The sequence below is a fragment of the Pseudonocardia sp. Ae150A_Ps1 genome (assembly GCF_001932315.1).
Classification (GTDB): Bacteria; Actinomycetota; Actinomycetes; order Mycobacteriales; family Pseudonocardiaceae; genus Pseudonocardia.
In genome coordinates this window covers 4,255,347-4,278,804 of record NZ_MCIJ01000001.1, presented here as the reverse complement: position 1 = coordinate 4,278,804, position 23,458 = coordinate 4,255,347, and the positions used below count along the sequence as shown (strand labels likewise).

The window sequence follows — 23,458 nt, the reverse complement described above, 5'->3', positions numbered from 1 at the left end:
GCGGGTGTGTGCCACCCGGCCCCGGCCCGGCGCCGGCTCTAGGCTCGCCCCATGGCCTCGGCACGGGTGTTCGTCGCGCGGATGGCCGGGCTGGCCGTGTTCGGGCCGGACGGCGAGCGGATAGGGAAGGTCCGCGACGTCGTCGTGTCGCTGCGGGTCGACAGCCACCCGCCGCGGGTGCTCGGGCTGGTCGTGGACCTGTCGGCGCGGCGGAGCATCTTCGTCCCGATGCTGCGGGTCTCCGACGTGGCGCCGACCGCGGTCACGCTGGCCAGCGGGTCGGTGAACCTGCGCGGGTTCGACCAGCGGCCGAACGAGACGCTCGTCGTCGGTGAGCTGCTGAACTCCACGGTGGGCGTGCGCGAGTCGGGGGCGTCGGGCGTCGTCGTGGACGCGGCGATCGAGCCGACCCGGACCCGGGACTGGGCGATCACGAAGGTCGCGGTCCGGTTCCGCCGGGCGCGACTGTCCCGTCGCCCGCGCGTCGAGGTGTACGGCTGGGAGGCCGTGTCCGGGCTCGACGTCGCCGCCACCCAGGGCGCCGATCGGCTGCTGGCGGTGTTCGACACGATGCGCCCCGCCGACGTCGCGGCGGCCCTGTCCCGGCTGCCCGACGAGCGGCAGCGGCAGGTCGTCGACGCCCTCGACGACGAGCGTCTCGCCGACGTGTTCGAGGAGCTGTCCGAGTCCGACCAGCGGGAGCTGCTCGCCTACCTCGACGACGACCGGGCCGCCGACGTGCTCGAGGCGATGAGCCCGGACGACGCCGCGGACCTGCTCGGCGAGCTGTCCGACGACGAGGCCGGCCGGCTGCTGGAGCTGATGGAGCCCGACGAGTCCGAGCCCGTCCGGCGGCTGCTGCGCTACGAGTGGGACACCGCGGGCGGTCTCATGACCCCCGAGCCGATCACGCTGTCCCCGGACGCGACGGTCGCGGAGGCGCTGGCCCGGGTCCGGAACCCGGAGGTGCCGCCCGCGCTGGCGTCGATGGTGTTCGTCGTCCGGCCGCCGACGGCGACCCCGACCGGGCGCTACCTCGGCTGCGTGCACGCCCAGCAGCTGCTCCGTGCCGCACCGTTCGAGCTGGTCGCGGGCATGGTGGACACCGAGCTGCAGCAGCTCGGCCCGGAGGCGGGGCTGGGTGCGGTGACGCGCTGGTTCGCCAGCTACAATCTGGTCGCCGGCCCGGTGGTCGACGCCGAGGACCACCTGCTCGGTGCGGTGACCGTCGACGACGTGCTGGACCACCTGCTGCCGCAGGGCTGGCGGGACCGCGACCTCGCCCCCGGCGAGGTGCACAGCGGCACCGCGAACGGCGGGGACACCGGCGGTGCGGAGGTGCGCGGTGCCTGAGGCCCCCGTCGGACGCCGGCTCGACCAGCCCCGCGTCGGACGCCGGCGGTTCGAGGTCGACCCGGACGGCTTCGCCCGGCTGTCCGAGCGCATCGCACGGTTCCTCGGGACGGGGCGCTTCCTGGCGATCCAGTCCGTCATCGTGGTCTTCTGGATCGCGCTGAACCTGATCGCCTGGCGGATCCAGTGGGACCCGTACCCGTTCATCCTGCTGAACCTGGCGTTCTCCACCCAGGCGGCGTACGCGGCACCGTTGATCCTGCTGGCCCAGAACCGGCAGGACGACCGGGACCGGATCGCGCTGGACGAGGACCGGCGCCGGGCCGAGCGGACCAAGGCCGACACCGAGTTCCTCGCCCGCGAGCTCGCGGCGCTCCGGCTGGCGGTCGGTGAGACGGCCAGCCGGGATTACCTCCGCGGGGAGCTGGAGAAGCTCACCGACCGGCTCGACGACGCGGTCGCCCGCGCGGCCGAGGGCCCCGGTCCGGCCCCGCACGCGGAGAAGGACGACCGCAAGCGGGGCCGCAAGAAGGACCGGTTCAGGGGATGAGCTTGCGGCTGATCCGCTCGAGGTCGACGAGATCGGCGGGGTCGAGCCGGTCGGCGAAGTGCTCGCGGACCCCGCGCAGGTGCGTCGTGGCGGCGATCCGCAGGCGCTCGTAGCCGGCGTCGGTCAGCTTGGCGGTGACGCCGCGGCCGTCGCCGGCGAACTTGGCGCGGGCGACCAGCCCGGCCCGCTCCAGCCGGTCCACCAGCCGGGTCACCCCGGACCGGGACAGCAGGACGGCGTCGGCGAGCTCGGTCATCCGCAGCCGGTGCTCCGGGGCCTCGGAGAGCTGCACGAAGACGTCGTACGCGGCCAGTGAGAGCTGCTGCTCGACCTCCAGCTCGCCCTCGAGCAGCTTGGTGATGCCGGCGTGCGCACGCAGGAAGCTGCGCCACGACGCCAGCTCCTCGCGCGTCGGGACCGCGCGGCGCCGCCCGGTGAGCTCGCGCCCCGGGGCGCCGACGGTGTCCTCCACCGAGACGATGCTAGGGGGCCGCCGGCTGCGGCGTGGTGGGAGGCACGCGTCCTGTCCCGTACCCGCACGTAGCATGGGTGGGACGCGAGAGGAAAGAGGTCGTCAGGCTCATGTCCGTCACCGACAGCACCAGCACCGTCGAGGACCGGGTGCGCGCCGCTCTCGGCACCGTCGAGGACCCGGAGATCCACAAGCCGATCACCGAGCTGGGGATGGTCAAGAGCGTCGCCGTGTCGGCCGACGGGCTCGCCGAGGTCGGCGTCTACCTGACCGTCGCCGGCTGCCCGATGCGCGAGACCATCACCACCCGGGTGACCGACGCCGTCACGAAGGTCCCGGGCGTCGAGCGGGTCGAGGTCGAGCTCGACGTGATGAGCGACGAGCAGCGCACCGAGCTCCGCAAGTCGCTGCGCGGCGACTCCGACGAGCCCGAGATCCCGTTCGCCCAGCCCGGGTCGATGACCCGCGTCTACTGCGTGGCGTCCGGCAAGGGCGGCGTCGGCAAGTCCTCGGTCACCGTCAACCTGGCCGCGTCGATGGCGCGGCGCGGGCTGAAGGTCGGCGTGGTCGACGCCGACATCTACGGCCACTCGGTGCCCCGCATGATCGGGGCGGACGACCGGCCGACCAAGGTCGACAACATGATCATGCCGCCGCAGTCGCACGGCGTGAAGGTCATCTCGATCGGCATGTTCACCGACGGGAACACCCCGGTCGTCTGGCGCGGGCCGATGCTGCACCGGGCCCTGCAGCAGTTCCTCGCCGACGTCTTCTGGGGCGATCTGGACGTCCTGCTGCTGGACCTGCCCCCCGGCACCGGCGACGTCGCCATCTCGACCGCGCAGCTCGTGCCCAACGCCGAGCTGCTCGTCGTCACCACCCCGCAGCAGGCGGCCGCCGAGGTGGCCGAGCGGGCCGGTGCGATCTCCACGCAGACCCGTCAGCGGCTGGCCGGCGTCGTGGAGAACATGTCGTGGCTGGAGATGCCCGACGGCTCCCGCAACGAGCTGTTCGGATCCGGCGGCGGGCAGATCGTGGCCGACTCGCTCTCGAAGATCGTCGGCGCACCGGTGCCGCTGCTCGGGCAGGTCCCGCTCGAGGTGGCGCTGCGCGAGGGCGGCGACGCCGGGAACCCGATCGTGCTGGGCAGGCCCGAGTCCGGGGCCGCGCAGGCCCTGGAGGGCATCGCCGAGAAGCTCACGGTCCGTTCGCGCGGCCTGGCCGGGATGAGCCTGAACATCTCGCCCGTCGGGCGCTGAGCACACCGCGTCCGTCCGGACGACGAACGGCCCCGCACACCGATCGGTGTGCGGGGCCGTTCGCGGTTCCCCGGGGTTGGTCAGGACAGCGCGTCGTCGAGCGCCTTGGTCCAGAGCGCGAGGCCCTCGTCGATCTGCTCACCGGTGACGACCAGCGGCGGGATCATCCGGACGATGTTGCCCTGGACGCCGCAGGTCAGCAGGAGCAGACCCTGCGCGGCTGCGGCGGCATGGACCTTCGCCGCGGTGGCGCCGTCCGGGTTGCCCGCGGCGTCGACGAACTCGATGCCGACCATCAGGCCACGGCCGCGGACGTCGCCGATCGCGGCGATCCCCTGCGCCGCGTCCCGGACCCCGGCGACGAGCTTCTCGCCCTGCACCCGGGCGTTCTCGACGAGACCCTCGCCCTGCACGACGTCCAGGGTGGCCAGGGCCGCGGCGCAGGCGACGGCGTTGCCGCCGTAGGTGCCGCCCTGCGAGCCCGGCCAGGCCTTCTCCATGATCGCCTTCGGCGCGGCGATCGCGGACAGCGGGAACCCGGACGCGAGCCCCTTCGCGGTGACGATGACGTCCGGCGTGAAGCCCTCGGCGTGCTGGTGACCCCAGAACCTGCCGGTGCGGCCGTAGCCGGTCTGCACCTCGTCGGCGATCAGCAAGATGCCGTGCTTGTCGGCCCGCTCCCGCAGACCGTGCAGGAACGCGGACGGGGTCGGGACGTAGCCACCCTCGCCGAGCACCGGCTCGACGATGAAGGCCGCGACGTCCGACGCCGGCGCGGAGCTGGCCAGGACCCGGTCGAGCTCGCGCAGCGCGAACGCGACGGTGTCCTCCTCCGACCAGCCGTAGCGGTAGGCGTAGGGGAACGGGGAGAACGCGACCCCGCCCATCATCGGGCCGATCCCGGCGCGGATCTTCGCACCGGAGGTGGTGAGCGCCGCGGCGCCCATCGTGCGGCCGTGGAACCCGCCGTCGAAGGCGACGATCGTGGAGCGGCCGGTGGCCTGGCGCGCGAGCCGCACCGAGGCCTCGACGGCCTCCGAACCGGAGTTGGTGAAGAAGACCGAGTCGATGCCCTCGGGCAGGACCTCGCCCATCCGCTCGACCAGCTTCAGCAGCGGCTGGTGCATGACGGTCGTGTACTGGCCGTGGATCAGGGTGCCGACCTGCTCCTGCGCCGCCTTGACGACCGTCGGGTGGCAGTGCCCGGTGGACGTGACGCCGATTCCGGCGGTGAAGTCGAGGTGCCGGCGGCCGTCGGTGTCGTACAGGTACACGCCCTCACCGCGGGCGGCCTGGACCGGGGTGGCCTGCTTCAGCAGCGGGGACAGCTGTGCCATGGGTTCGCAGCTCCTGGTGCGTCGAGGTGTCCGGCGTGCGGCTGGGATCCGGGTCCGTCGACCCGAGTTGTCGAGTTGTCGACAATCCAAGGGAAGCATGCGCGACCGGGGCGGGGCAAGGGCCTCCCCTGGCTCCCTTTGCTCTGCACACCGGTACGCGCCGGGGGGCGGGCAGAGCCGGGACTCCGGCACCGGGCCGGCTCCGGCCCGCCCGACCCGGGGGCCGCGCAGGCGGGTGGTGCGTACCGGTGTGCAGAGCAAAGCGGCCCACGGGCAGCACCCTCCCGAGCGGGCGGGCGGACAGGCGGCCGGGCGGATCGGTGGGTCGGGACGCCCGTCAGCTCAGGAGACCCGCGATGACCAGCAGGACCGGCACCGCGACGATCGTCGATGCCAGTGCGGACTCACGGGCCACGGAGACGGCGCGGTCGTAGCGCACTGCGTAGCCGAACACGTTCTGCGCGGTCGGCAGCGCGGCCAGGACGACGGCGGCCAGCAACGCCGGCCCCGTCAGCCCGAGCAGGCCGGCGGCCAGGGCCCAGGCGAGCAGCGGGTGCACGACGTTCTTGATCGCGACGGCGGTCCACACCGAGCCTGCGGTGTCCCCGAGGCCCGGCAGCCGGGCGCCGTGCAGGGAGATCCCGAACGCGAGCAGCATCGCGGGCACGGCGAGGTCGGCGAGCAGGTCGATCGGCGCCGCGACCGGCTCGGGCAGCGTGATCCCCGTACCCGACACGATCAGTCCGGCCGCCGTCGCGAGGGCGATCGGGTTGCGCAGCGGCGCGAACGCGATGCGCGTCCAGCCGGGACGCTCGCCGCGGCCGTCGCCGGGCAGGATGTCCATCAGCGTCGTGAACAGCGGTGTGAGGATCGCGAGCTGGAACAGCAGCACCGGTGCGACGGTCGCCGGGTCGCCGAGCACGTAGGTCGCGATCGGGATGCCGAGGTTGCCGGCGTTGACGTAGCCCGACGCCATCGAGCCGACCACCGCCTCCCCCGCGGGCCGGCGGCGCAGCAGCGCGATCGGGACGAACAACGCGCAGGCCAGGGAGCTGGTGACGCCGTGACCACGAGCGCGGAGGAGAAGACCGCACCGACGTCGGCCCGGGACAGGGTGGTGAACAGCAGTGCGGGCGAGGCGACGAAGAACGCCGTGCGCGCCAGGACCCGGGACCCGTTGTCGCCGAGGACCCCGCCCCGGCCCAGGGCGTACCCGACGGCGACGACGACCGTGATGACCAGGAATCCCTCGAGCACGCCCGTCACGTGCCCAGATGTTACGTATGCGAACGATCGCGCGGGGCGGCGAGCGCCCCGATTCACACGGTTCCGGCTCAGGCGGCCCCGGGCATCGCGGCGAGGATCCGGGTGACGGCATCGTCCATGTGTGCGGCCAGCCGGTCGAGCAGGAGCTCGGTCCGGCCGTCGCGCAGGGCGTCGCGCAGCCCCTCGTGCTCGGCGAGCAGCTCCGGGGCGGGCGGGGCGGTCTGCTGGAACGCGGCCAGGCACATCCGGGTCTCGACGAGCAGCCCGTCGGTCATCCGGCGCAGCCGCGGGCTCCCGGACGCCGCGACCAGCGCGGCGTGGAAGTCGTGGTCGGCGTCGGCGAGGCCGATCGCGTCCCCGGCCGCCGCGGCGGCCTCCATCGCACCGAGCGGGATCTCCAGCGCGACGACGGCCGACGCCCGGTCCCCCGCCAGCACCTGCAGCGCTGCGGCCCGCTCGACCGCGGTCCGGGCCAGGTACACGTCACGGACGTCGTCGGGGCCGAGCTCGCGCACGAACAGGCCGCGGTGCCGCTCGCTGCGCAGGAGCCCCTCGGCGACGAGCCGCTGCATCGCCTCGCGCAGCGGCCCCCGGCTCACCCCGAGCCGTCCGGCCAGGTCCACCTCGCCGAGCTGGGTGCCCGGCGCGAACGTGCCGCGCATGATCGCGGCGCGGATCCGGTCCGCGACGATCTCCGCGGTCGACCGCCGGCTGACCGGCTCCAGGTCCGAGACGTCCAGGCCCACCCGGGCTCACCCCTTCCGGAACAACGTCCCCAGCCCGGGGCGGTCGACGTCCGAGCCGGCCAGGCGCAGGCCCTGCCAGATGCTGACCTGGTTGGCCGTCAGCACCGGCTTGCCGAGACGCTCGTCGAGCGCGTCCAGGATCTCCACGGTGTGCAGTGCGGTGTCCGGCAGCAGCACCGCGTCGGCGGCCGGCGCGTCCGACGACACCGCGTCGGCGAACTCGAGCACCGTCGACGACGGCAGCGTCCCGACCTCCGCGGCGGTGATGATGTCCCGCGCGGAGACGGTCAGCACCGAGATGCCGTGGTGGGTCAGGAACTGCACGAACGCCCCGGCGACGTCCGGCGGGTAGGTCGCGCCGACCGCCACCGTCGTGACGCCGAGCCGCTTGCAGGCGTCCACGAACGCGAACGACGTGCTCGACGCCGGCACGCCCGCCGCCTTCTCCAGCGCCGCCGCCTGCCGGGCCGCCCCCTCGGGGCCGAAGATGAAGCTGCCCGAGGTGCAGGCCCAGACGACCGAGTCGAGGGGCCCCGCCTCGGCGGCGACGCGCCCGGCCGCCTCGGCGAGGACGTCGTCGCCACCGATGTCGAGCAGCGCGTCCTCCCGGTGTGCGTCCACCTTCATCTCGGAGTGGACCAGCGGGAGCCTGCTGCCGTCGGCGAGGAGCTTCTCGGCGCGGGGGTAGTCGTCCTCCGCGGAGTATCCGGGGTACAGGATGCCGACCGTGCTCATGTTGTCGACAATCCTACAGAGCCCGGGGTCACCGCAAGGGGCTCACTCGACCCGCGAGTAGACGAGCCGCTCTCCGACGCTGCCGGAACGCCAGACGTCGTGGCAGGCCGTCGCGATCGCGTCCAGCCCGTCGACGATCGTCGCGAAGACGTTCCCGGGCACCCAGCCGACGTCGCCGTTCAGCAGCAGGTTGTTCCGGCCGTAGAAGATCGCCAGGTCGATGCCGCCCTGGTCCGCGTCGATGCCCTGGTCGTCCTTGAAGGCCGCGTCGAGCATGCCCCCGTGGAAGTCGAAATAGCAGACGTCGCCCGGGATCGGGGTGACGGTCGGGTTCTCCTGGCCGATCCGCGGGCCGAACCGCGGGACGATCGTGTAGACCTCGTTGCGGGCGTACTTGGCGTGCTGCGCGTCACCACCCTGCGGGCCACCCGCGAGGGCCTCCCAGACCGCCGCGGACGTCCGCGGGGCCTCCTTCTCCAGCAGTTCCGCGGTGCACGCGACACCGCGCTTCGCGAGTTCGATCCTGATCAGCTTGGGCATCCGTTTCCCCTCGGACGTTCGCGGATACGGGGAGACCTCCACCGGATAGGTGGATTGTTGACAATCCTAGGTGCGCTTCCTAGCGTGTCAACGCCGCCCGACCTCCCCACCGACAGGATCTCCCGTTGCCGGTTTCCGCTGGTCAGGACCCCACCACCATCACCGCGCTGTGCGCGGGCGACGCCCCGCCCGGGATCGATGACCGCATCGGTGACGCACGCCTCAGGATCGTGTCGAGCGCCGACGAGCTGGCCGCCGCGCTCCCCGGCAGCGACGTCCTGCTCACCTGGGACTTCACCTCGGACGCCGTCCGGCAGGTGTGGTCGCCCGAGCGCACCGCCGACCTGCGCTGGGTGCACACCGCCAGCGCCGGCGTCGACCGGGTCGCGTTCCCCGAGCTGCTCAGCTCCCCGGTGACGCTGACGAACTCGCGCGGCGTGTTCGACCGGCCGATGGCCGAGTTCGTGCTCGGCGCGGTGATCGCCTTCGCCAAGGACACCGCCCGGTCGCTGGCCCTGCAGCGCGAGCGCACCTGGCAGCATCGCGAGACCGAGACCGTCGCCGGGAAGGTCGCCACCGTCGTCGGGAGCGGCCCGATCGGGCACGCGATCGCCGACCTGCTCGGTGTCGTGGGGATGACCGTGCGGCTGGTCGGCCGCCGCGCGGCCGAGGGCGTGCATGCCTTCGACGAGCTGCCCGACCTCCTGCCCGACTCCGACCACCTGGTGCTCGCCGCGCCGCTGACCGACGCGACCCGAGGCATGCTGCACAGCGGGACGATCGCGCTGCTGCCCGAGCGGGCGCGGGTGATCAACGTCGGGCGGGGGCCGCTGGTCGTGCAGGACGACCTGACCGACGCGCTGGCGTCCGGCCGGATCGCGGGCGCCGCACTGGACGTCTTCGAGGTCGAGCCGCTCCCCGCGGGCTCGCCGCTCTGGGACATGGAGAACGTCCTGCTCTCCCCGCACATGTCCGGTGACGTCGTCGGCTGGAAGACCATGCTCGTCGACCTGTTCGCCGACAACCTCGCGCGCTTCCGGGAGGGCCGGGAGCTGCGCAACGTCGTGGACCCGGAACGCGGGTACGTCAGCACCGGGGCGAACTCGTGAGCCCCGCAGACAGCACCGGGGCGAGCTCGTGAGCCCCGCAGAAGAGACTGCCACCGGAGGGAACTCGTGAGCGAGACGACCGCGGACCTGAGCGCGACCGAGCTGCTGGCCGCCTACCGTACCGGCGAGGTCTCCCCCGTCCAGGCCACCCGGGACGCGCTGGACCGCATCGAGGCCCACGACGGGGCCGTCAACGCCTACTGCCTCGTCGACGCCGACTCCGCGCTGTCGCAGGCGAAGGACTCCGAGGCGCGCTGGCAGGCCGGCGAGCCGATCGGCCCGCTGGACGGCGTCCCCACGTCGATCAAGGACATGCTCCTGACGATCGGCTGGCCGACCCGCCGCGGATCGACGACGACCTCGCCCGACGGCCCGTTCGAGGTCGACGGCCCGCCGGTCGCCCGGGTCCGCGCCGCCGGCGCGGTGTTGCTGGGCAAGAACACCACCCCGGAGCTGGCCTGGAAGGGCGTCACCGACTCGCCGCTGACCGGCGTCACCACCAACCCGTGGGACCCGACGAGGACGGCGGGCGGCTCGTCGGGCGGGTCCGCGTCCGCCGTCGGCCTGGGAATGGGCCCGCTGTCGCTGGGGACCGACGCCGGTGGCTCGGTGCGGATCCCCGCCGCCTTCACCGGGACGGTCGCGCACAAGCCGACCTACGGCCGCATCGCGCACTACCCGGGTTCGGCGTTCGGCACCCTCGCCCACGTCGGCCCCATGACCCGCACCGTCGCCGACGCGGCGCTGCTGCACGACGTCGTCGCCCAGCCCGACACCCACGACCCGTGGGTGTTCGACGTGCCCCGGGAGTCCGCCGTCGAGCGGCTGGCCGGCGGGGCCCAGGGCCTGCGGATCGCGTTCTCGCCCACGCTCGGCTTCGTCGACGTCGACCCGGAGGTGGCCGCGCTGGTCGCCGACGCCGTCGCGGTGTTCTCCCGCGCGCTCGGCGCGACCGTGGAGCACGCCGACCCGGGGTTCGCCGACCCGATCGAGCCGTTCCACACGCTCTGGTTCGCCGCGGCGGCCAAGTCGCTCGAACCGATCGGCGCCGAGGCGCGGACGGCGATGGACCCGGCGCTCGTCGGGATCGCCGAGCAGGGCGAGCGGGTGTCCGCGCTCGACTACCTGGGCGCGATGGCCGTCCGCAACGAGCTCGGCACCCTGATGGGCGCCTTCCACGACTCCTACGACCTGCTGCTCACCCCGACGCTGCCGATCACCGCGTTCGAGGGCGGCCGGGAGGTCCCCGAGGGCTGGCACGACCCGCGCTGGACGTCGTGGACGCCCTTCACCTACCCGTTCAACATGACCCAGCAGCCGGCGACGTCGGTGCCGTGCGGGTTCACCTCCGCCGGGCTGCCGGTCGGGCTGCAGGTCGTGGGGCCGCGGCACGCCGACGCGACCGTCCTGGCCGCGGCGCACGCCTACCAGCAGGCCACGGAGCACCACCTGCGCCGGCCGGCCCTGCTGGGCTGAGCCCGCCCGTCGCCCCGGGCCCCGGGGCGTCCCGTCAGGTCGCGTCGGGGTCGACCGGCGGCTGCTCCCCGGAGGACAGCGGCTGCTGCGGCGGCCGGGGCGCCGGTGCGGGTGCGCTCGCCGCGGCGCCCGCAGCACCGGTCGCCGCCACGCCCCCGGCAGCGGCCTCGGAGCCGTTCGAGCCTGCGGCACCGGGCGCGAACCCGTTCGGCTTCACCGGATCGTCGTCGGAGAACAGGCTGCGGGTGATGGCGCGGCGGGGGTTCAGCGACCGCAGGCTCCGCAGGTCGTCCAGGGGCTGGCGGATCTGGTCGAACTCCGGGCCCAGCTCCTTCTTCAGGTGGTTCTGGGCGCCGGTGGCGTAGTCCTTGACCTGCCGTACGGCGCTGCCCAGCCAGCGGGCGGCCTCGGGGAGGCGGTCGGGGCCGAGGATGAACAGACCCGCGACCACGAGGACGAGGATCTCCCACATGCCGATGTTCTCGAACACACCGTCAGCGTACGGCCGGTCCCTGTGAGACCGGTGTGCGCCGGTCCTCCTCAGCGCTCGCCGAGCGTCGCGGTCACGGTGAGCGGTCGGCCCTGACGGACGAGCTCGATCGGGATCTGCTCACCGGGGTCGTGCTCCCGCACCGCGACGACGAACTCGTCGGCGCCGGCGATGGGACGGCCCGCGACCCGGACGACGACGTCACCCTCCACGACACCCGCGGCCGCGGCCGGTCCCCCGGCGACGACGTTCTGCACCTGGGCACCGTCGGTGGAGCCGTCGGTCACCGAGCGCGCGTTCACCCCGAGATCGGCGTGCGCGACCCGGCCGCTGCGGATGAGCTCCTCGGCGATCGCGCGTGCGTCGTCGATCGGGATGGCGAACCCGAGGCCGATCGAGCCGCCCTGACCGCCGCCCTCGGCGGCGCTCGCGCTGCGGATCGCGGTGTTGATCCCGACGACGGCGCCGGTCGCGTCCACCAGCGGCCCGCCCGAGTTGCCGGGGTTGATCGCGGCGTCGGTCTGCACGGCGTCGATGACGGCGTCACCGGCGCTGCCCTCCGGGTCGAGCCGGACCGGGCGGTCGACGGCCGAGACGATGCCGGTCGTCACGGTGCCGGCCAGCCCGAACGGCGACCCGATCGCGATCACCGCGTCGCCGACGGCGAGCTCCGAGGACCGGCCGATGGCCGCCACCGTCGGGTTCGCGACCGGCACCTTCACCACGGCGAGGTCGGTCATCGGGTCGGCGCCGACCACGGTCGCCGGGAGCCGGGAACCGTCGGAGAACACGGCTTCGATCGAGCCCTCACCGGGCCCCGCGGCGGGCGCGACGACGTGGTCGTTGGTGAGGACGTAGCCCTCGGGGTCGATGACGATGCCGGAACCGTTGCCCGCCTGGTTGCCGACCGACACCTCCAGCGACACCACCGACGGCAGGACCCGGCCGGCGACCTCCGGTACCGACCCGGGCGGACGTTCCTTCGCCTCCTCCGCCGACGCGAGCACCGCGCCGGGGCTGGTCAGCTCGCTCGCCCCGGACGCCGTCCAGTGCCCGACGAGACCGCCGAGCGCGCCGATGCCGAGCGCCAGCACGCCGAGGAGTGCCAGGGCGCGGGGCTGCACCCGCTTGCCGAAGAGGACGTCGCGGACGCTGAGCCGCGGGCCGTCCTCCGGGTCGGGACCGGGCTCGGGGTCGGCGTCGCCGTGCGGGGCGGACGCGACCACCGGGGTCCCCGGATCCCGCCACGGGTCGTCGGTGGAACCGCCCGGCCAGAACGCCTCTTTGCTCTGCTCACCGGGAGTGGCCGGACCCTCCGCCTCGTCGGCCGCCGGCCGTTGCAGGCCGGGGCCCCCGTCCTCGGGCCTGCCGAACGCGCGGGCGACCGCGGCCGTCGGCGGTGGTGCGGCGGGCAGGCCGGACCCGTTGCGGGAGCCGTGCCGCGGCGGCGGCGCGAACGACGAGCCGACGCCGTCCGGGCGTCCGAACGCGGCCCGCTCGCCGGGATCGGTGTCCGGGCGGGTCAGCGGACGCGGCTCCAGCCGGGGCGGGGCCGATCCGGCCGGGTCTCCGGGGCGGTCGTCCCCGTGGTCGGGAGTCCCGCTCATCGCCGGCCCGTCACGCACGACGTCGCGTCACCCCACAGCACCCCGCCAGACTGCCGGTCCGGCGGTGAAGTCCCTGTATCGGTCCGGCGCCGTCAGCCGGACGGGGGCAGCCCGGCGTTGCGGACGGTGGAGGTCGGCGCCGCCGGGGTGACGCCACCGGTCGGCGACGCGGGGGTGCCCGGCGCCGGGGTCGCCGACGACGAGCGCTGACGCGGGGCCTGCGTCGGGGTGGTGGCGAACCGGGCGACGGCGGCGGCTCCGGGACCCGGGCCGCCGGGGGCCGGGGCCGACGTCGTCGCGGCCGGTACGCCGAACGCGAGCGCGCCCAGCGCGATCCCGGACACGGCTGCACCGGTGCCGAGCCGCACCCGCCGCGACCGGCGGGAGCGGCGCTCTCCGGTGTCACCGAACTCGGCGGGACGCAGCACCGAGACGAGCTCGCCGTCGGGGGTGAGCGAGAGGCCCGCCGGCGGCGGGGGGAGTTCGGTGTCCTGCGGGATCGACCGCAGCGCGCTCATCAGCGACGGCGGCAGCGTCGACGCGTCGGCACCGCGCAGCGCTGACCGGGCCCGCCGCTGCTCGGCGACCTCGGCCGCGCAGTCCGGGCAGTGCCCGAGGTGCCGGGTGGCCCGGTCGTGCGGGCCGCGGGCCAGCTCGTCGTCCACGTAGGCGACGACCGCCTCGAGCGTCAGGTGGGCCTCCCCCCAGTCCGGGGGGACGACCTGGAAACGCCGTCGATCGGTCACGACGTCAACTCTGCCACCGGGTTGCGGTCGGTTGCCACCGCCTCGTCCCGCTCGGCGGCACGGTGCCGCTCCAGCGACGCGCGCAGCGCGGTCCGCCCGCGGTGGATCCGGCTGCGCACCGTGCCCAGCTTCACACCGAGCGTCGCCCCGATCTCCTCGTAGGACAGGCCCTCGACGTCGCACAGGACGACGGCGACCCGGAAGTCCGGCGGGAGCTCGTCCAGCGCGGCCTGCAGGTGCGGGTCCAGGTGGTTGATCGCGAACACGGTCTCCGGCTCGGGGCCGCCACCGGGGACCCGCTCGGTGTCCTCCGGCAGGCCCTCCATCCGGAGGCGGGCGCGGCGGCGGACCATGTCCAGGAACAGGTTCGTCGTGATGCGGTGCAGCCAGCCCTCGAACGTGCCCGGCTTGTACGACGCGAGCGAGCGGAACACCCGGATGAACGTCTCCTGGGTGAGGTCCTCGGCGTCGTGCTGGTTGCCGGACAGGCGGTAGGCGAGCCGGTAGACACGGTCGGCGTGCTCCCGGACGACCTCGTCCCAGCTGGGCGGGGTCCAGTCGGCGCCCTCACCGGGGCGCGTGCCGGCGGCGTCCCGGACAGGGGCGTCGTCGGCGGTTCGAGGAGCAGGCATCGGGGCGGGGCACCTCCGTCGATCGCGGCCGGTCGGTTGTTCGCTCGCCCGCGAGGTCTGGTTCGTTGCAGTACAGAGTGCCCGCCGCTGATGAGGAGCATGTGAAACGGATCTGAGAGAAGTCTGTGAAATCGTTCCGGACCGGTACGTAGATAATCTTGCGCCATGAGCACACCCGCGGGGGGCGCCGCGTACGCCGAGGGCTACCTCGCCGAGGACGACGCGCTCGGCGAGGCCCGTGCGCTCGGCACGTCGGCGGGCGCGCACCCGATCTCCCCGGCCGGCGGTGCGGCGCTGTCCGTGCTGGCGGCGACGGTCGCCGCGCGCGCCGTCGTCGAGATCGGCACCGGAGCCGGTGTCAGCGGGCTCTACCTGCTCCGGGGCATGGCGGCGGACGGCGTGCTCACTACCATCGACGTCGACCCGGAGCTGCAGCGCGCGGCGAAGCGCACCGCGATCGGCGCCGGCTACGGCCCCGGCCGGCTGCGCCTGATCAACGGGATGGCGCTCGACGTGCTGCCGCGGCTCACCGACGGCGGCTACGACCTCGTCGTCGCGGACGCCGTCCCCGCCGAGTACCCGGGCTACCTCGCCGAGGCGGTCCGGCTGCTCCGCCCCGGTGGCGTGCTGGTCCTGGAGGGTGTGCTCGACAGGGGCCGCGTCGCGGGCGACGGCTCGGAGGACGGCCCGGGGACGGCGGCGCTGCGCGAGACCGCCGCGCTGGTGCGCGACGACGAGCGGCTGCTGTCCGCGCTGCTCCCGGTGGCGGACGGCATGCTCTGCGCCGTCCGCCGGTGACTCACTGGGCCGTGACGCCCTTCCCGAGAACGACGACGCCGCCGTTGGAGACGGTGTAGCGGCTGCGGTCCAGGTTGAGGTCGACGCCGATCAGCGCGCCGTCCGGTACGACGACGTTCTTGTCCAGGATCGCCCGCCGCACGACCGCGCCCCGCCCGATCCGGGCACCCGGCAGCACCACCGAGTCGGAGACCTCCGCGCCGCCCTGGACGCTGACGTTCGGGCTGATCACCGACCGGCGCACGATGGCCCCGGAGATGATCGTCCCGGCGCCGACGATCGAGTCCTGCGCGATGCCGCCCTCGACGAACTTCGCCGGCGGCAGGGCGGGCGTCGCGGTGCGGATCGGCCAGCGCGCGTTGTACAGGTTGAAGATCGGGTGCACGGAGACGAGGTCGGTGTGCGCGTCGTAGTACGCGTCGATGGTCCCGACGTCGCGCCAGTAGCCCTCGTCACGGTCGGTCGCGCCGGGGACGACGTTGTCGGCGAAGTCGTAGACGTGCGCGTCCCCCTTCGCCACCAGCGCCGGGATGATGTCGCCGCCCATGTCGTGGTCGGAGTCCGCGTTCGCGGCGTCGGCCTTCAGCGCGTCGAGCAGCGCCTCGGTCGTGAAGACGTAGTTGCCCATCGACGCGAAGGTGACCTCGGGGTCGTCCGGCACGTGCGGCGGGTCGGACGGCTTCTCCAGGAACTCGGTGATCCGCCCGGTCTCGTCGGAGGCGATGCAGCCGAACGCCTTGGCCTCGGCCCGCGGCACCCGGATACCGGCGACGGTGACGCCCGCGCCGGACTCGGCGTGCTGGGCGATCATCTGCGCCGGGTCCATCCGGTAGACGTGGTCGGCGCCGAACACGGCGATGTACTCGGGCTCGTCGTCGTAGACCAGGTTCAGGCTCTGGAAGATCGCGTCGGCGCTGCCCGTGTACCAGCGGCGGCCGAGCCGCTGCTGCGCCGGGACCGTGGTGATGTACTGGTCGAGGACGCTGGACAGTCGCCACGTCGTGGAGATGTGCCGGTCCAGCGAGTGGGACTTGTACTGGGTCAGCACGCAGAGCCGGTCCATGCCCGCGTTCACCAGGTTCGACAGGACGAAGTCGATGAGCCGGTAGTTGCCACCGAACGGGACGGCAGGCTTGGCGCGATCGGCGGTGAGGGGCCAGAGGCGCTTGCCCTCCCCGCCGGCCAGCACGATTCCGAGAACCCTTCCGGGAAGACGCCCGGACGCCGTCGGTCGCATGGTGTGAACAGTAGTAGGCACACGGTGGCGGGGCCATATGTCCGGTGCTGCCGGACCCGGCCGGAGCGATCCGGGCACCCCGGTGGGTCGCGTGGCGGCACCCGGACGCAGTAGCGTCACCCGCCGTGCGCGTCGGCCTGCTCACCCGTGAATACCCGCCCGCCGTCTACGGCGGTGCCGGAGTCCACGTCGGACACCTCGTCCCCGCCCTGCGGGAGCTGGTCGACGTCGACGTCCACTGCTTCGCCGAGCCGGGGATCGACGCCCCGGCCGACGCCCGCGCGCACTCCGCGCCACCGCTGCCCGACGGCGCCAACGCAGCGCTGACGACGCTGGGCGTGGACCTGTCGATGGCCGCCGAGCTGGAGCGGTGCGACGTCCTGCACTCGCACACCTGGTACGCCAACATGGCCGGCCACATCGGCGCGCTGCTGCACGGCCGCCCGCACGTCGTGACCGCGCACTCGCTGGAGCCGCTGCGCCCCTGGAAGGCCGAGCAGCTCGGCGGCGGGTACCGGCTGTCGTCGTGGGTGGAGCGGACCGCCTACGAGGCCGCGGACGCCGTCGTCGCGGTGTCGCACGGCATGCGCCGCGACGTCCTCGCGGCGTACCCGGCGATCGACCCGGAGCTGGTGCACGTGGTGCACAACGGGATCGACACCGGCTTCTACGCGCCCGACCCGGCCCGCGACGCCCTCCTCGAGAACGGCGTGGACCCGGACCGGCCGATGGTGGTGTTCGTCGGGCGGATCACCCGGCAGAAGGGGCTGAAGCACCTCGTCGCGGCGGCGCACCGGTTCGACCCGGCGGCGCAGGTCGTGCTGTGTGCCGGCGCGCCGGACACCGCGGAGATCGCGGCCGAGACCGAGGCGGCGGTGACGGAGCTGTCGGCGTCGCGCTCCGGCGTCGTCTGGATCCAGCGGATGCTCAAGACCACCGAGGTGCGGCAGCTGCTGTCCGCGGCGACGGTGTTCGTGTGCCCGTCGGTGTACGAGCCGCTGGGGATCGTGAACCTGGAGGCAATGGCCTGCGGGACGGCCGTCGTCGCGTCCGACGTCGGCGGGATCCCGGAGGTCGTCGCGGACGGCGAGACGGGCCTGCTCGCGCACTACGACCCGGCCGACACCGAGGGGTTCGAGAAGTCCATCGCCGACGGGGTCAACGCGCTGGTGGCGGACCCGGAGCGGGCGGCGCGGATGGGTGAGCGGGGCCGGGAGCGGGCGGTCACCGAGTTCGCCTGGGCGGAGATGGCCCGCCGGACCCTCGAGGTCTACGAGAGCGTGGCCTGAACGACGGCGGGGCCGGTCACCCGGCCCCGCCGTCGCACCGCTCGACCGAGGGGGAGCGGTCGGTCAGCCGACGGTCGACTTGAGCGCCTCGCTGAGGTCCGTGGCCTCGTCCGGGGTCATCTCGACGACCAGACGCCCACCGCCCTCGAGCGGGACGCGCATCACGATGCCCCGACCCTCCTTGGTGACTTCCATGGGCCCGTCGCCGGTGCGGGGCTTCATCGCGGCCATTCGTCCGTCCTCCGTCAGCTTCCTCAACAGTCGTTCCTCGGGGACGCGCTCGGGGCACGCGCCGACCGTGGACCTCCATTGTTCCCCATCCCCGGTGGCGGGGTGCAACCGAGGCGATCACGGCGCGGGCGCGGGCGCGGGCGCGTTCACGCAGCGCAACAGCGCGGCGACCGTCCGGCGTGGTCGTCTCAGGCGTCCCGGGCGGCGCCGGCCCGCCAGCAGTACGCGACGTGGTCGTCGACGAGACCGGTCGCCTGCATGAGGGCGTAGCAGGTCGTCGGGCCGACGAACCGGAACCCGCGCTTCTTGAGCGCCTTCGACAAGGCGGTGGACTCCGGGGTGCTCCCGGGGACGTCCTCGATCCGGGCCGGGCGGGGATGCTCGGCCGGGTCCGGGGCGAACGAGGCGAGGAGGCCGCCGAGGTCGTCACCGGCGTCGGCCAGGTCGAGGACGGCCCGCGCGTTGGTGACCGCGGCCTCGATCTTCTGCCGGTTCCGGACGATGCGGGCGTCGGTGAGCAGGCGGGCCACGTCGTCGTCGCCGAAGCGGGCGACGCGCTCGGGGTCGAAGTCGTGGAAGACCTCGCGGAACGCCGGGCGCTTGCGCAGGATGACGATCCACGACAGGCCGGACTGGAACCCCTCGAGGGTCATGCGTTCGAACCAGGCCGCGGTGCCGTGCACGGGGTGGCCCCACTCGTCGTCGTGGTAGGCGACGTAGTCGGGGCCCGAGAGCGCCCAGTCGCAGCGGCCCCTCCCGTCCGGTGCCTCTGCTCTGCTCACCTCGGCGCTCCTCCCCCGTCCTGCCCGTGATGGCGCTGCTCGGTGCGCCGCGCCATCGCACGCAAGGAGTGCGCGACCCCGGCCCGCATCACCGGCCGGACGACCGGCCAGCCGAGCCGGCCCAGTGCCCCGAGCGGCAGCTCCAGCAGTTCGGCCCACAGGAACCGGGACCGGCCGGGCCCGAGCTCCTCGACGACGAACACCCCGTCACCCCGGATGACGGTGCCGGTGTGCGCGACGACGATCCGTCGCGTCCCGGACCCGCCGGCGGGCGGCTCGGTCCACTCGGTGACCCGCATCGTGTCGGCGACGCCGAGCGGACCGAGCCCGGTCGTGGCGCGCAGCTCGGTGCCGACCGAACGGCCGTCCCCCGAGGTGATCTGGACGGTCGTGGCGAGCATCCACTCCGACTGGCCCTCGAGGTCGGAGACGACGTCCCAGAGCACCGCGGCGGGTACATCGACGTCGACCGGGACGGTCAGCTCCGCCGGCCCTTTGCTCTGCTCACCGTCACGCACGTCGCCCACTCCCCCGCCCGTCCCTTGCTCTGCTCACTCCGGCACCCCCCCCGAGCCCCCCGAGCCCGCGGCCCGCGGCCCGCGAGTTCACCGCTGCCGGCGCGGATCCTCCCCCGGGGTCTCCCCGGCGTGCATCCGCGCGATCGTCGCCTCCAGCCGGGCGACCCGGTCGGCCAGCTCGTGCCGGTCGGCGCGGACCCGGTCCAGCTCACCGGCCAGCCGGTCCAGCGCCCAGTCGACCTCCGCCATCCGGTACCCGCGCAGGACCTGCTGGAACCGCAGGTCCCGCACGTCGGAGCCGGCCACCTCGCGTGCGGGCAGCCGGGTCGGCGTCGCGTCCGGCGCGAGCGGGGCCAGCTCCTCGCCCCGCCCGAAGACGGCGGCGGCGATCACGAAGACGAGCGCCGCCACCACGGCGAGGACGAGCACGTACACCAGCGCGGTCCCCATGGACCCATCTCATCACGAGCGGACGACGGCGGCGCCCGCCCCACGCGGCCGGGCGCCCACGGCCACCGGCTCGGCCGGACCGCCGGCGCGGACGTCACCGGGCGGGGGACGGTCGACCTGGACGAGGGTGTGTGTCTCGGTGCGCCAGCCGGGGGCACCGTCGTCGTCTCCGGGCAGGAACCCCACGAGGCCGGCGCCGGAGTCGTCGATCCCGCACCGGTCCAGCGCGGTCGCGAGCACCTCCCGCGAGGTACGGGCGAGCTCGTGCAGCGGCCGGTTGCGGTGCCGCCGGACGCCGAGATCGGCCTGCCCGACCGCCTCGGGACCCCGGAGCGCGACGGTGTCGAGCAGCAGGCCGACGTCGACGCCGTACCCCGTGGCGAACGGCAGCCGGTCGAGCAGCCCCACGGTGGCCGCGTACTCACCGCCGAGGGGCTGCCGGACGTGCCGCAGCCCGGGCCGCAGCGCCGCCAGCAGGGGCCGGGCCATGAGCTCGGTGACCCGGCCGCCCTCGTGACCGTCCGGCCCGTCGAGCGGACGGCGGTGGAAACCCTTCACCAGCGCCGTCCCCGGCTGGTGCAGCAACGGCGCCACCAACCGTGGGACGAGCTCGGGGTCCGGGTCGACGAGATCGGCGTCGACGAAACAGATCAGGTCGGACGGGGCGGCTCCGGATCCCAGCGCGACGACCGCCCGCCACATCGCCTCGCCCTTGCCGGGCAGCACCGGGACCTCCGGCACCGCGCGTTCCCGGTCGAGCACACGGGCACCGGCCGCGGCGGCGCGCGCCGCCGTGCGGTCGGTGGAGCCCGAGTCGAGGACGACGACGTCGTCCACCAGTGCCGGCGGCCCACCCGCGAGCCGCAGGAGACCGGAGACCAGTGGGCCGATCGTCGTCTCCTCGTCCAGCGCGGGCAGGACGACAGTGATCCGGCGACCGGCCTTGGACGCGACCAGACGCTCCGGATCGACGGACGGCACGCCGTCGCCGCCCGGGCGGGTCACGCGACGGGACGGGCGCAGGCGTCGAGAGCGGCGCCGACGAGCGCGGCGCCGTCCGGTCCTGCGCCGTCGGATCGGACCACCTGCAGTCGTCCCATCGGAGGGCGCGCGGCGAAACCGCGGTCCTGCAGGCCCGCGACCCAGTCGAGCAGCCCGTCCCAGTGCCCGTCCGGGTCGAGCACGACGACCGGCTTGTCGTGCAGACCGAGCACCCCCGACGTCCACACCTCGAACAGTTCCTCGCAGGTCCCGATGCCGCCCGGGAGGGCCAGGAACGCGTCGGACCGCTCCTCCATCTGGCGCTTGCGGTCCCGCATGCTGTCGGTGATCACGAGCTCGTCGCTCTCGTGGTCTGCCCACTCCCAGTCGACCATGGACTTCGGGATGATCCCGACGGTCCGGCCGCCCGCCGAGCGGGCACCGGCGGCGACCGCACCCATCATGGAACGACGCCCGCCGCCCGACACGAGTGTCCAGCCGCGGTCCGCGACGCCCCGGCCGACGGCCCCGGCGAGATCGAGGTAGTGCTCGGCGACGCCGTCGGAGCTGGCGCAGTACACGCAGACGGAGAACCCGGGTGCGGCGTCGGTCATCAGTGCGTCTCCTCCCAGGCGTGGTAGGCCTCGCCGACGACGACGTCGACGGCGTCGTCGATGTCGTCGGTCAGGTAGAGCAGGTCCATGTCCTTCTCGGAGACCTTCCCGTCGCGCAGCACGGTCTTCGCGATCCAGTCGTGCAGCCCGCCCCAGTAGTCGGTGCCGAGCAGGACGACCGGGAACTTGGTGACCTTCTTGGTCTGCACGAGGACGAGGGCCTCGAACAGCTCGTCGAGGGTGCCGAAGCCACCGGGCAGGCAGACGAACGCCTGCGAGTACTTCACGAACATCGTCTTGCGCGCGAAGAAGTACCGGAAGTTGATCCCGAGGTCGACCCACGGGTTCAGGCCCTGCTCGAACGGCAGCTCGATGCCCAGCCCGACCGAGAGACCCCCGGCCTCCGACGCGCCCCGGTTGGCCGCCTCCATCGCGCCCGGACCACCGCCGGTGATCACAGCGAAACCGGCTCCGGCCAGCCGGGCCCCGAGCTCGCGCCCCTGTTCGTACTCGGCCGAGCCAACCGGTGTGCGGGCCGACCCGAACACCGTGGCGGCCCGGGGCAGTTCGGCGAGCATCCCGAAGCCCTCGACGAACTCCGCCTGGATCCGCAGGACCCGCCACGGATCGGTGTGCACCCAGTCCGTCGGCCCCCGCGAGTCGAGCAGCCGCTGGTCGGTGGTCGTCGGCTCGATGCTGCGGCTGCGCCGCAGCACGACCGGGCCACGCTGCTTCTCCGGCAGCCTCTGGGGATCGGCGTTCTCGTCGGCCATGCGGCTCACGGTATTCCGCGTGCGTGCACGCCGATCGCCCGGCTGGCTCAGGGCGCGAGGTAGCGGCGCAGCACGGCCGCGCAGGCGGTGATCGCGTCCTCGGCGACGTGTTCCTCGCGGGTGTGCGCCAGGTTCGGGTCACCGGGTCCGTAGTTGACGGCCGGGATGCCGAGGGCGGCGAACCGCGAGACGTCGGTCCAGCCGTACTTCGCGCGCGGCGTGGCGCCGCTCGCGGTGACGAACTCGGCGGCGGCGGGCGCCGACAGCCCCGGCAGCGCCCCCGGCGAGAGATCGGTGACGGTCAGCGGGAACCCGTCGAACACCTCGCGGACGTGCTCCACGGCCTGGTCCGCCGAGCGGTCCGGCGCGAACCGGAAGTTGACGGTGACGACGCACTCGTCCGGGACGACGTTGCCGGCGACACCGCCGCCGATCCGCACCGCCTGCAGCCCCTCGCGGTAGAGGCAGCCGTCGATGTCGACGTCGCGGGCGTCGTAGGCGGCGAGCCGGGCGAGGATCTCGCCGGCGCGGTGGATCGCGTTGTCGCCCAGCCAGGACCGCGCGGAGTGCGCGCGCCGCCCCGAGGTGCGGAGCTCGACCCGCAACGTGCCCTGGCAGCCTGCCTCGAGCGCACCGTCGGTGGGCTCACCGAGGATCGCGAGATCGGCGTCGAGCCAGTCCCGGTGCTCGCGCTCGATCCGGCCCAGGCCGTTGCGCTCGGCCTCGATCTCCTCGCAGTCGTAGAACACGAAGGTCACGTCGTGCCGCGGATCCGGCAGTGTGGCCGCGAGGTGGGCGAACACGGCGTCACCGGACTTCATGTCGGACGTGCCGCAGCCGTGCACGATCCCGTCGGCCCGGTACGACGGCACGTTGTCGGCGATCGGGACCGTGTCGAGGTGCCCGGCCAGGAGGACGCGGTGCGGCCGGCCGAGGTTCGTGCGGGCGAGCACCGCGTCACCGGACCGCAGGACCTCCAGGTGCGGCGCCTGCGTCCGCAACGCACGCTCGAGCGCGTCGGCGAGCTCCTTCTCGTCCCCGGAGACGCTCGCGACGTCGACCAGCGCTGCCGTGAGCGTCACCGGGTCGGAGGTCAGGTCCAGGGCGGGCAGCGTCCTCGTCACCGTCGCGACGCTACCGACCGGCGCTGCAGGTGCCCGGGGCCGCCCGGCTCGGTCGCCACGCCCCGGGCCCGGTTCGCGGACGGACAGTGACCTCGCGCGGGCGGCGCCGTCGTGATCACGGGCCACGCGCCCGAGTCCGGCAGGTCGAGTCGAGGCGGGATCGGGCGGCGGGGGTGGGTGTCTACTCCCGGCTTTGCTCTGCACACCGTGGCGCGCGGGCACTCTCGACGTCCGATCACTCGCCGAGGTGCGCGCGCCTCGGTGTGCAGAGCAAAGGGAGCAGTGCGCACCCCTCCCGGGCCCGCCCGATCGGCGCCACGAGGCGCGCCGGCGTACCGGGACG

General features: G+C 74.0%; 26 protein-coding genes. 7 read left to right on the top strand and 19 right to left on the bottom strand.

Annotated features, from left to right (window positions below; all coding sequences use genetic code 11):
- Window positions 1–51 precede the first annotated feature (51 nt).
- Both Ae150APs1_RS20130 and Ae150APs1_RS20125 read left to right on the top strand, forming a co-directional pair.
- Window positions 52–1,353 carry a CBS domain-containing protein gene (locus Ae150APs1_RS20130; protein ID WP_010229754.1) on the top strand — a complete coding sequence of 434 codons (1,302 nt, stop codon included), beginning with the start codon at window positions 52–54 and terminating at the stop codon, window positions 1,351–1,353.
- Window positions 1,346–1,903, top strand: coding sequence for a DUF1003 domain-containing protein (locus tag Ae150APs1_RS20125; RefSeq protein ID WP_075299600.1), 558 nt, complete (start codon window positions 1,346–1,348; stop codon window positions 1,901–1,903). Before Ae150APs1_RS20130 ends, Ae150APs1_RS20125 begins: the two co-directional genes overlap by 8 nt.
- Here the strand turns inward: Ae150APs1_RS20125 and Ae150APs1_RS20120 are convergent.
- Window positions 1,893–2,375, bottom strand: a complete 483-nt coding sequence (locus Ae150APs1_RS20120) for a MarR family transcriptional regulator (protein ID WP_075299598.1) — start codon at window positions 2,373–2,375, stop codon at window positions 1,893–1,895. The two genes, Ae150APs1_RS20125 and Ae150APs1_RS20120, sit on opposite strands and share 11 nt — an antisense overlap.
- Before the next feature lie 110 nt (window positions 2,376–2,485).
- Between Ae150APs1_RS20120 and Ae150APs1_RS20115 the strand changes: the two genes are divergently transcribed.
- Entirely contained in the window at window positions 2,486–3,634 is a 1,149-nt protein-coding gene (locus tag Ae150APs1_RS20115) for a P-loop NTPase (protein WP_010229761.1), read from the top strand.
- A gap of 80 nt (window positions 3,635–3,714) precedes the next feature.
- Here the strand turns inward: Ae150APs1_RS20115 and Ae150APs1_RS20110 are convergent, their stop codons facing one another.
- The 5 genes from Ae150APs1_RS20110 to Ae150APs1_RS20090 form a co-directional block, all read right to left on the bottom strand.
- Window positions 3,715–4,971 carry an aminotransferase class III-fold pyridoxal phosphate-dependent enzyme gene (locus tag Ae150APs1_RS20110; RefSeq protein WP_060573896.1) on the bottom strand — a complete coding sequence of 419 codons (1,257 nt, stop codon included), beginning with the start codon at window positions 4,969–4,971 and terminating at the stop codon, window positions 3,715–3,717.
- Between the two features lie 337 nt (window positions 4,972–5,308).
- Window positions 5,309–6,007: an AEC family transporter gene (locus Ae150APs1_RS20105; RefSeq protein ID WP_349289889.1), complete on the bottom strand. Its 699-nt coding sequence runs from the start codon at window positions 6,005–6,007 to the stop codon at window positions 5,309–5,311.
- Between the two features lie 298 nt (window positions 6,008–6,305).
- Window positions 6,306–6,977, bottom strand: coding sequence for a GntR family transcriptional regulator (locus Ae150APs1_RS20100; protein WP_212567316.1), 672 nt, complete (start codon window positions 6,975–6,977; stop codon window positions 6,306–6,308).
- 12 nt (window positions 6,978–6,989) lie between these two features.
- Entirely contained in the window at window positions 6,990–7,718 is a 729-nt protein-coding gene (locus Ae150APs1_RS20095) for a maleate cis-trans isomerase (protein WP_010229771.1), read from the bottom strand.
- Window positions 7,719–7,760: 42 nt separating this feature from the next.
- Window positions 7,761–8,258 (bottom strand): DUF3830 family protein, encoded by a 498-nt coding sequence (locus Ae150APs1_RS20090; RefSeq protein WP_010229774.1) that lies wholly within the window; start codon window positions 8,256–8,258, stop codon window positions 7,761–7,763.
- Between the two features lie 125 nt (window positions 8,259–8,383).
- Here Ae150APs1_RS20090 and Ae150APs1_RS20085 point away from each other — a divergent pair, with 125 nt between their 5' ends.
- Both Ae150APs1_RS20085 and Ae150APs1_RS20080 read left to right on the top strand, forming a co-directional pair.
- Complete coding sequence (locus Ae150APs1_RS20085) at window positions 8,384–9,367, top strand: D-2-hydroxyacid dehydrogenase (protein WP_083680255.1); 984 nt, start codon at window positions 8,384–8,386, stop codon at window positions 9,365–9,367.
- 66 nt (window positions 9,368–9,433) lie between these two features.
- Window positions 9,434–10,843, top strand: coding sequence for an amidase (locus Ae150APs1_RS20080; protein ID WP_075299594.1), 1,410 nt, complete (start codon window positions 9,434–9,436; stop codon window positions 10,841–10,843).
- A gap of 34 nt (window positions 10,844–10,877) precedes the next feature.
- On the opposite strand, the gene tatB is transcribed toward Ae150APs1_RS20080, so the two are convergent.
- From tatB to sigE, 4 genes are all read right to left on the bottom strand, one after another.
- On the bottom strand, window positions 10,878–11,333 hold the full coding sequence (gene tatB, locus Ae150APs1_RS20075) for a Sec-independent protein translocase protein TatB (RefSeq protein ID WP_075299592.1): 456 nt from the start codon (window positions 11,331–11,333) through the stop codon (window positions 10,878–10,880).
- A 50-nt stretch (window positions 11,334–11,383) separates the two neighbouring features.
- A complete protein-coding gene (locus Ae150APs1_RS20070) occupies window positions 11,384–12,940 on the bottom strand; it encodes a trypsin-like peptidase domain-containing protein (protein WP_075299590.1) in 1,557 nt (518 codons plus the stop codon).
- 92 nt (window positions 12,941–13,032) lie between these two features.
- Window positions 13,033–13,686: a zf-HC2 domain-containing protein gene (locus Ae150APs1_RS20065; RefSeq protein WP_075299588.1), complete on the bottom strand. Its 654-nt coding sequence runs from the start codon at window positions 13,684–13,686 to the stop codon at window positions 13,033–13,035.
- A complete protein-coding gene (sigE, locus tag Ae150APs1_RS20060) occupies window positions 13,683–14,318 on the bottom strand; it encodes an RNA polymerase sigma factor SigE (protein WP_075299586.1) in 636 nt (211 codons plus the stop codon). Before sigE ends, Ae150APs1_RS20065 begins: the two co-directional genes overlap by 4 nt.
- A gap of 165 nt (window positions 14,319–14,483) precedes the next feature.
- Here sigE and Ae150APs1_RS20055 point away from each other — a divergent pair, with 165 nt between their 5' ends.
- Complete coding sequence (locus Ae150APs1_RS20055; protein WP_075299584.1) at window positions 14,484–15,116, top strand: class I SAM-dependent methyltransferase; 633 nt, start codon at window positions 14,484–14,486, stop codon at window positions 15,114–15,116.
- Between the two features lies 1 nt (window position 15,117).
- Here Ae150APs1_RS20055 and glgC read toward each other — a convergent pair whose 3' ends face one another.
- Window positions 15,118–16,353 (bottom strand): glucose-1-phosphate adenylyltransferase, encoded by a 1,236-nt coding sequence (gene glgC, locus Ae150APs1_RS20050; protein ID WP_050802543.1) that lies wholly within the window; start codon window positions 16,351–16,353, stop codon window positions 15,118–15,120.
- 125 nt (window positions 16,354–16,478) lie between these two features.
- Between glgC and glgA the strand changes: the two genes are divergently transcribed.
- Complete coding sequence (gene glgA / locus Ae150APs1_RS20045; protein WP_075299582.1) at window positions 16,479–17,642, top strand: glycogen synthase; 1,164 nt, start codon at window positions 16,479–16,481, stop codon at window positions 17,640–17,642.
- 63 nt (window positions 17,643–17,705) lie between these two features.
- Here the strand turns inward: glgA and Ae150APs1_RS20040 are convergent, their stop codons facing one another.
- From Ae150APs1_RS20040 to dapE, 8 genes are all read right to left on the bottom strand, one after another.
- Window positions 17,706–17,873 carry a DUF3117 domain-containing protein gene (locus tag Ae150APs1_RS20040; RefSeq protein WP_010241564.1) on the bottom strand — a complete coding sequence of 56 codons (168 nt, stop codon included), beginning with the start codon at window positions 17,871–17,873 and terminating at the stop codon, window positions 17,706–17,708.
- A 188-nt stretch (window positions 17,874–18,061) separates the two neighbouring features.
- Window positions 18,062–18,655, bottom strand: a complete 594-nt coding sequence (locus tag Ae150APs1_RS20035) for a DNA-3-methyladenine glycosylase I (RefSeq protein ID WP_075299580.1) — start codon at window positions 18,653–18,655, stop codon at window positions 18,062–18,064.
- Entirely contained in the window at window positions 18,652–19,182 is a 531-nt protein-coding gene (locus Ae150APs1_RS20030; RefSeq protein ID WP_083680253.1) for an SRPBCC family protein, read from the bottom strand. Before Ae150APs1_RS20030 ends, Ae150APs1_RS20035 begins: the two co-directional genes overlap by 4 nt.
- 78 nt (window positions 19,183–19,260) lie before the next feature.
- The gene (locus tag Ae150APs1_RS20025) at window positions 19,261–19,623 is read right to left on the bottom strand and encodes a DivIVA domain-containing protein (RefSeq protein WP_010241567.1); all 363 of its coding nucleotides are present in this window, start codon (window positions 19,621–19,623) and stop codon (window positions 19,261–19,263) included.
- Window positions 19,624–19,635: 12 nt separating this feature from the next.
- A complete protein-coding gene (locus tag Ae150APs1_RS20020) occupies window positions 19,636–20,628 on the bottom strand; it encodes a glucosyl-3-phosphoglycerate synthase (protein ID WP_075299578.1) in 993 nt (330 codons plus the stop codon).
- Window positions 20,625–21,218, bottom strand: a complete 594-nt coding sequence (locus Ae150APs1_RS20015) for a TIGR00730 family Rossman fold protein (protein WP_010241569.1) — start codon at window positions 21,216–21,218, stop codon at window positions 20,625–20,627. Before Ae150APs1_RS20015 ends, Ae150APs1_RS20020 begins: the two co-directional genes overlap by 4 nt.
- On the bottom strand, window positions 21,218–21,991 hold the full coding sequence (locus Ae150APs1_RS20010) for a TIGR00730 family Rossman fold protein (RefSeq protein WP_075299576.1): 774 nt from the start codon (window positions 21,989–21,991) through the stop codon (window positions 21,218–21,220). The genes Ae150APs1_RS20015 and Ae150APs1_RS20010 overlap by 1 nt, the downstream gene beginning before the upstream one ends.
- Before the next feature lie 47 nt (window positions 21,992–22,038).
- A complete protein-coding gene (gene dapE / locus Ae150APs1_RS20005) occupies window positions 22,039–23,103 on the bottom strand; it encodes a succinyl-diaminopimelate desuccinylase (RefSeq protein WP_075302321.1) in 1,065 nt (354 codons plus the stop codon).
- Between the last annotated feature and the right edge of the window lie 355 nt (window positions 23,104–23,458).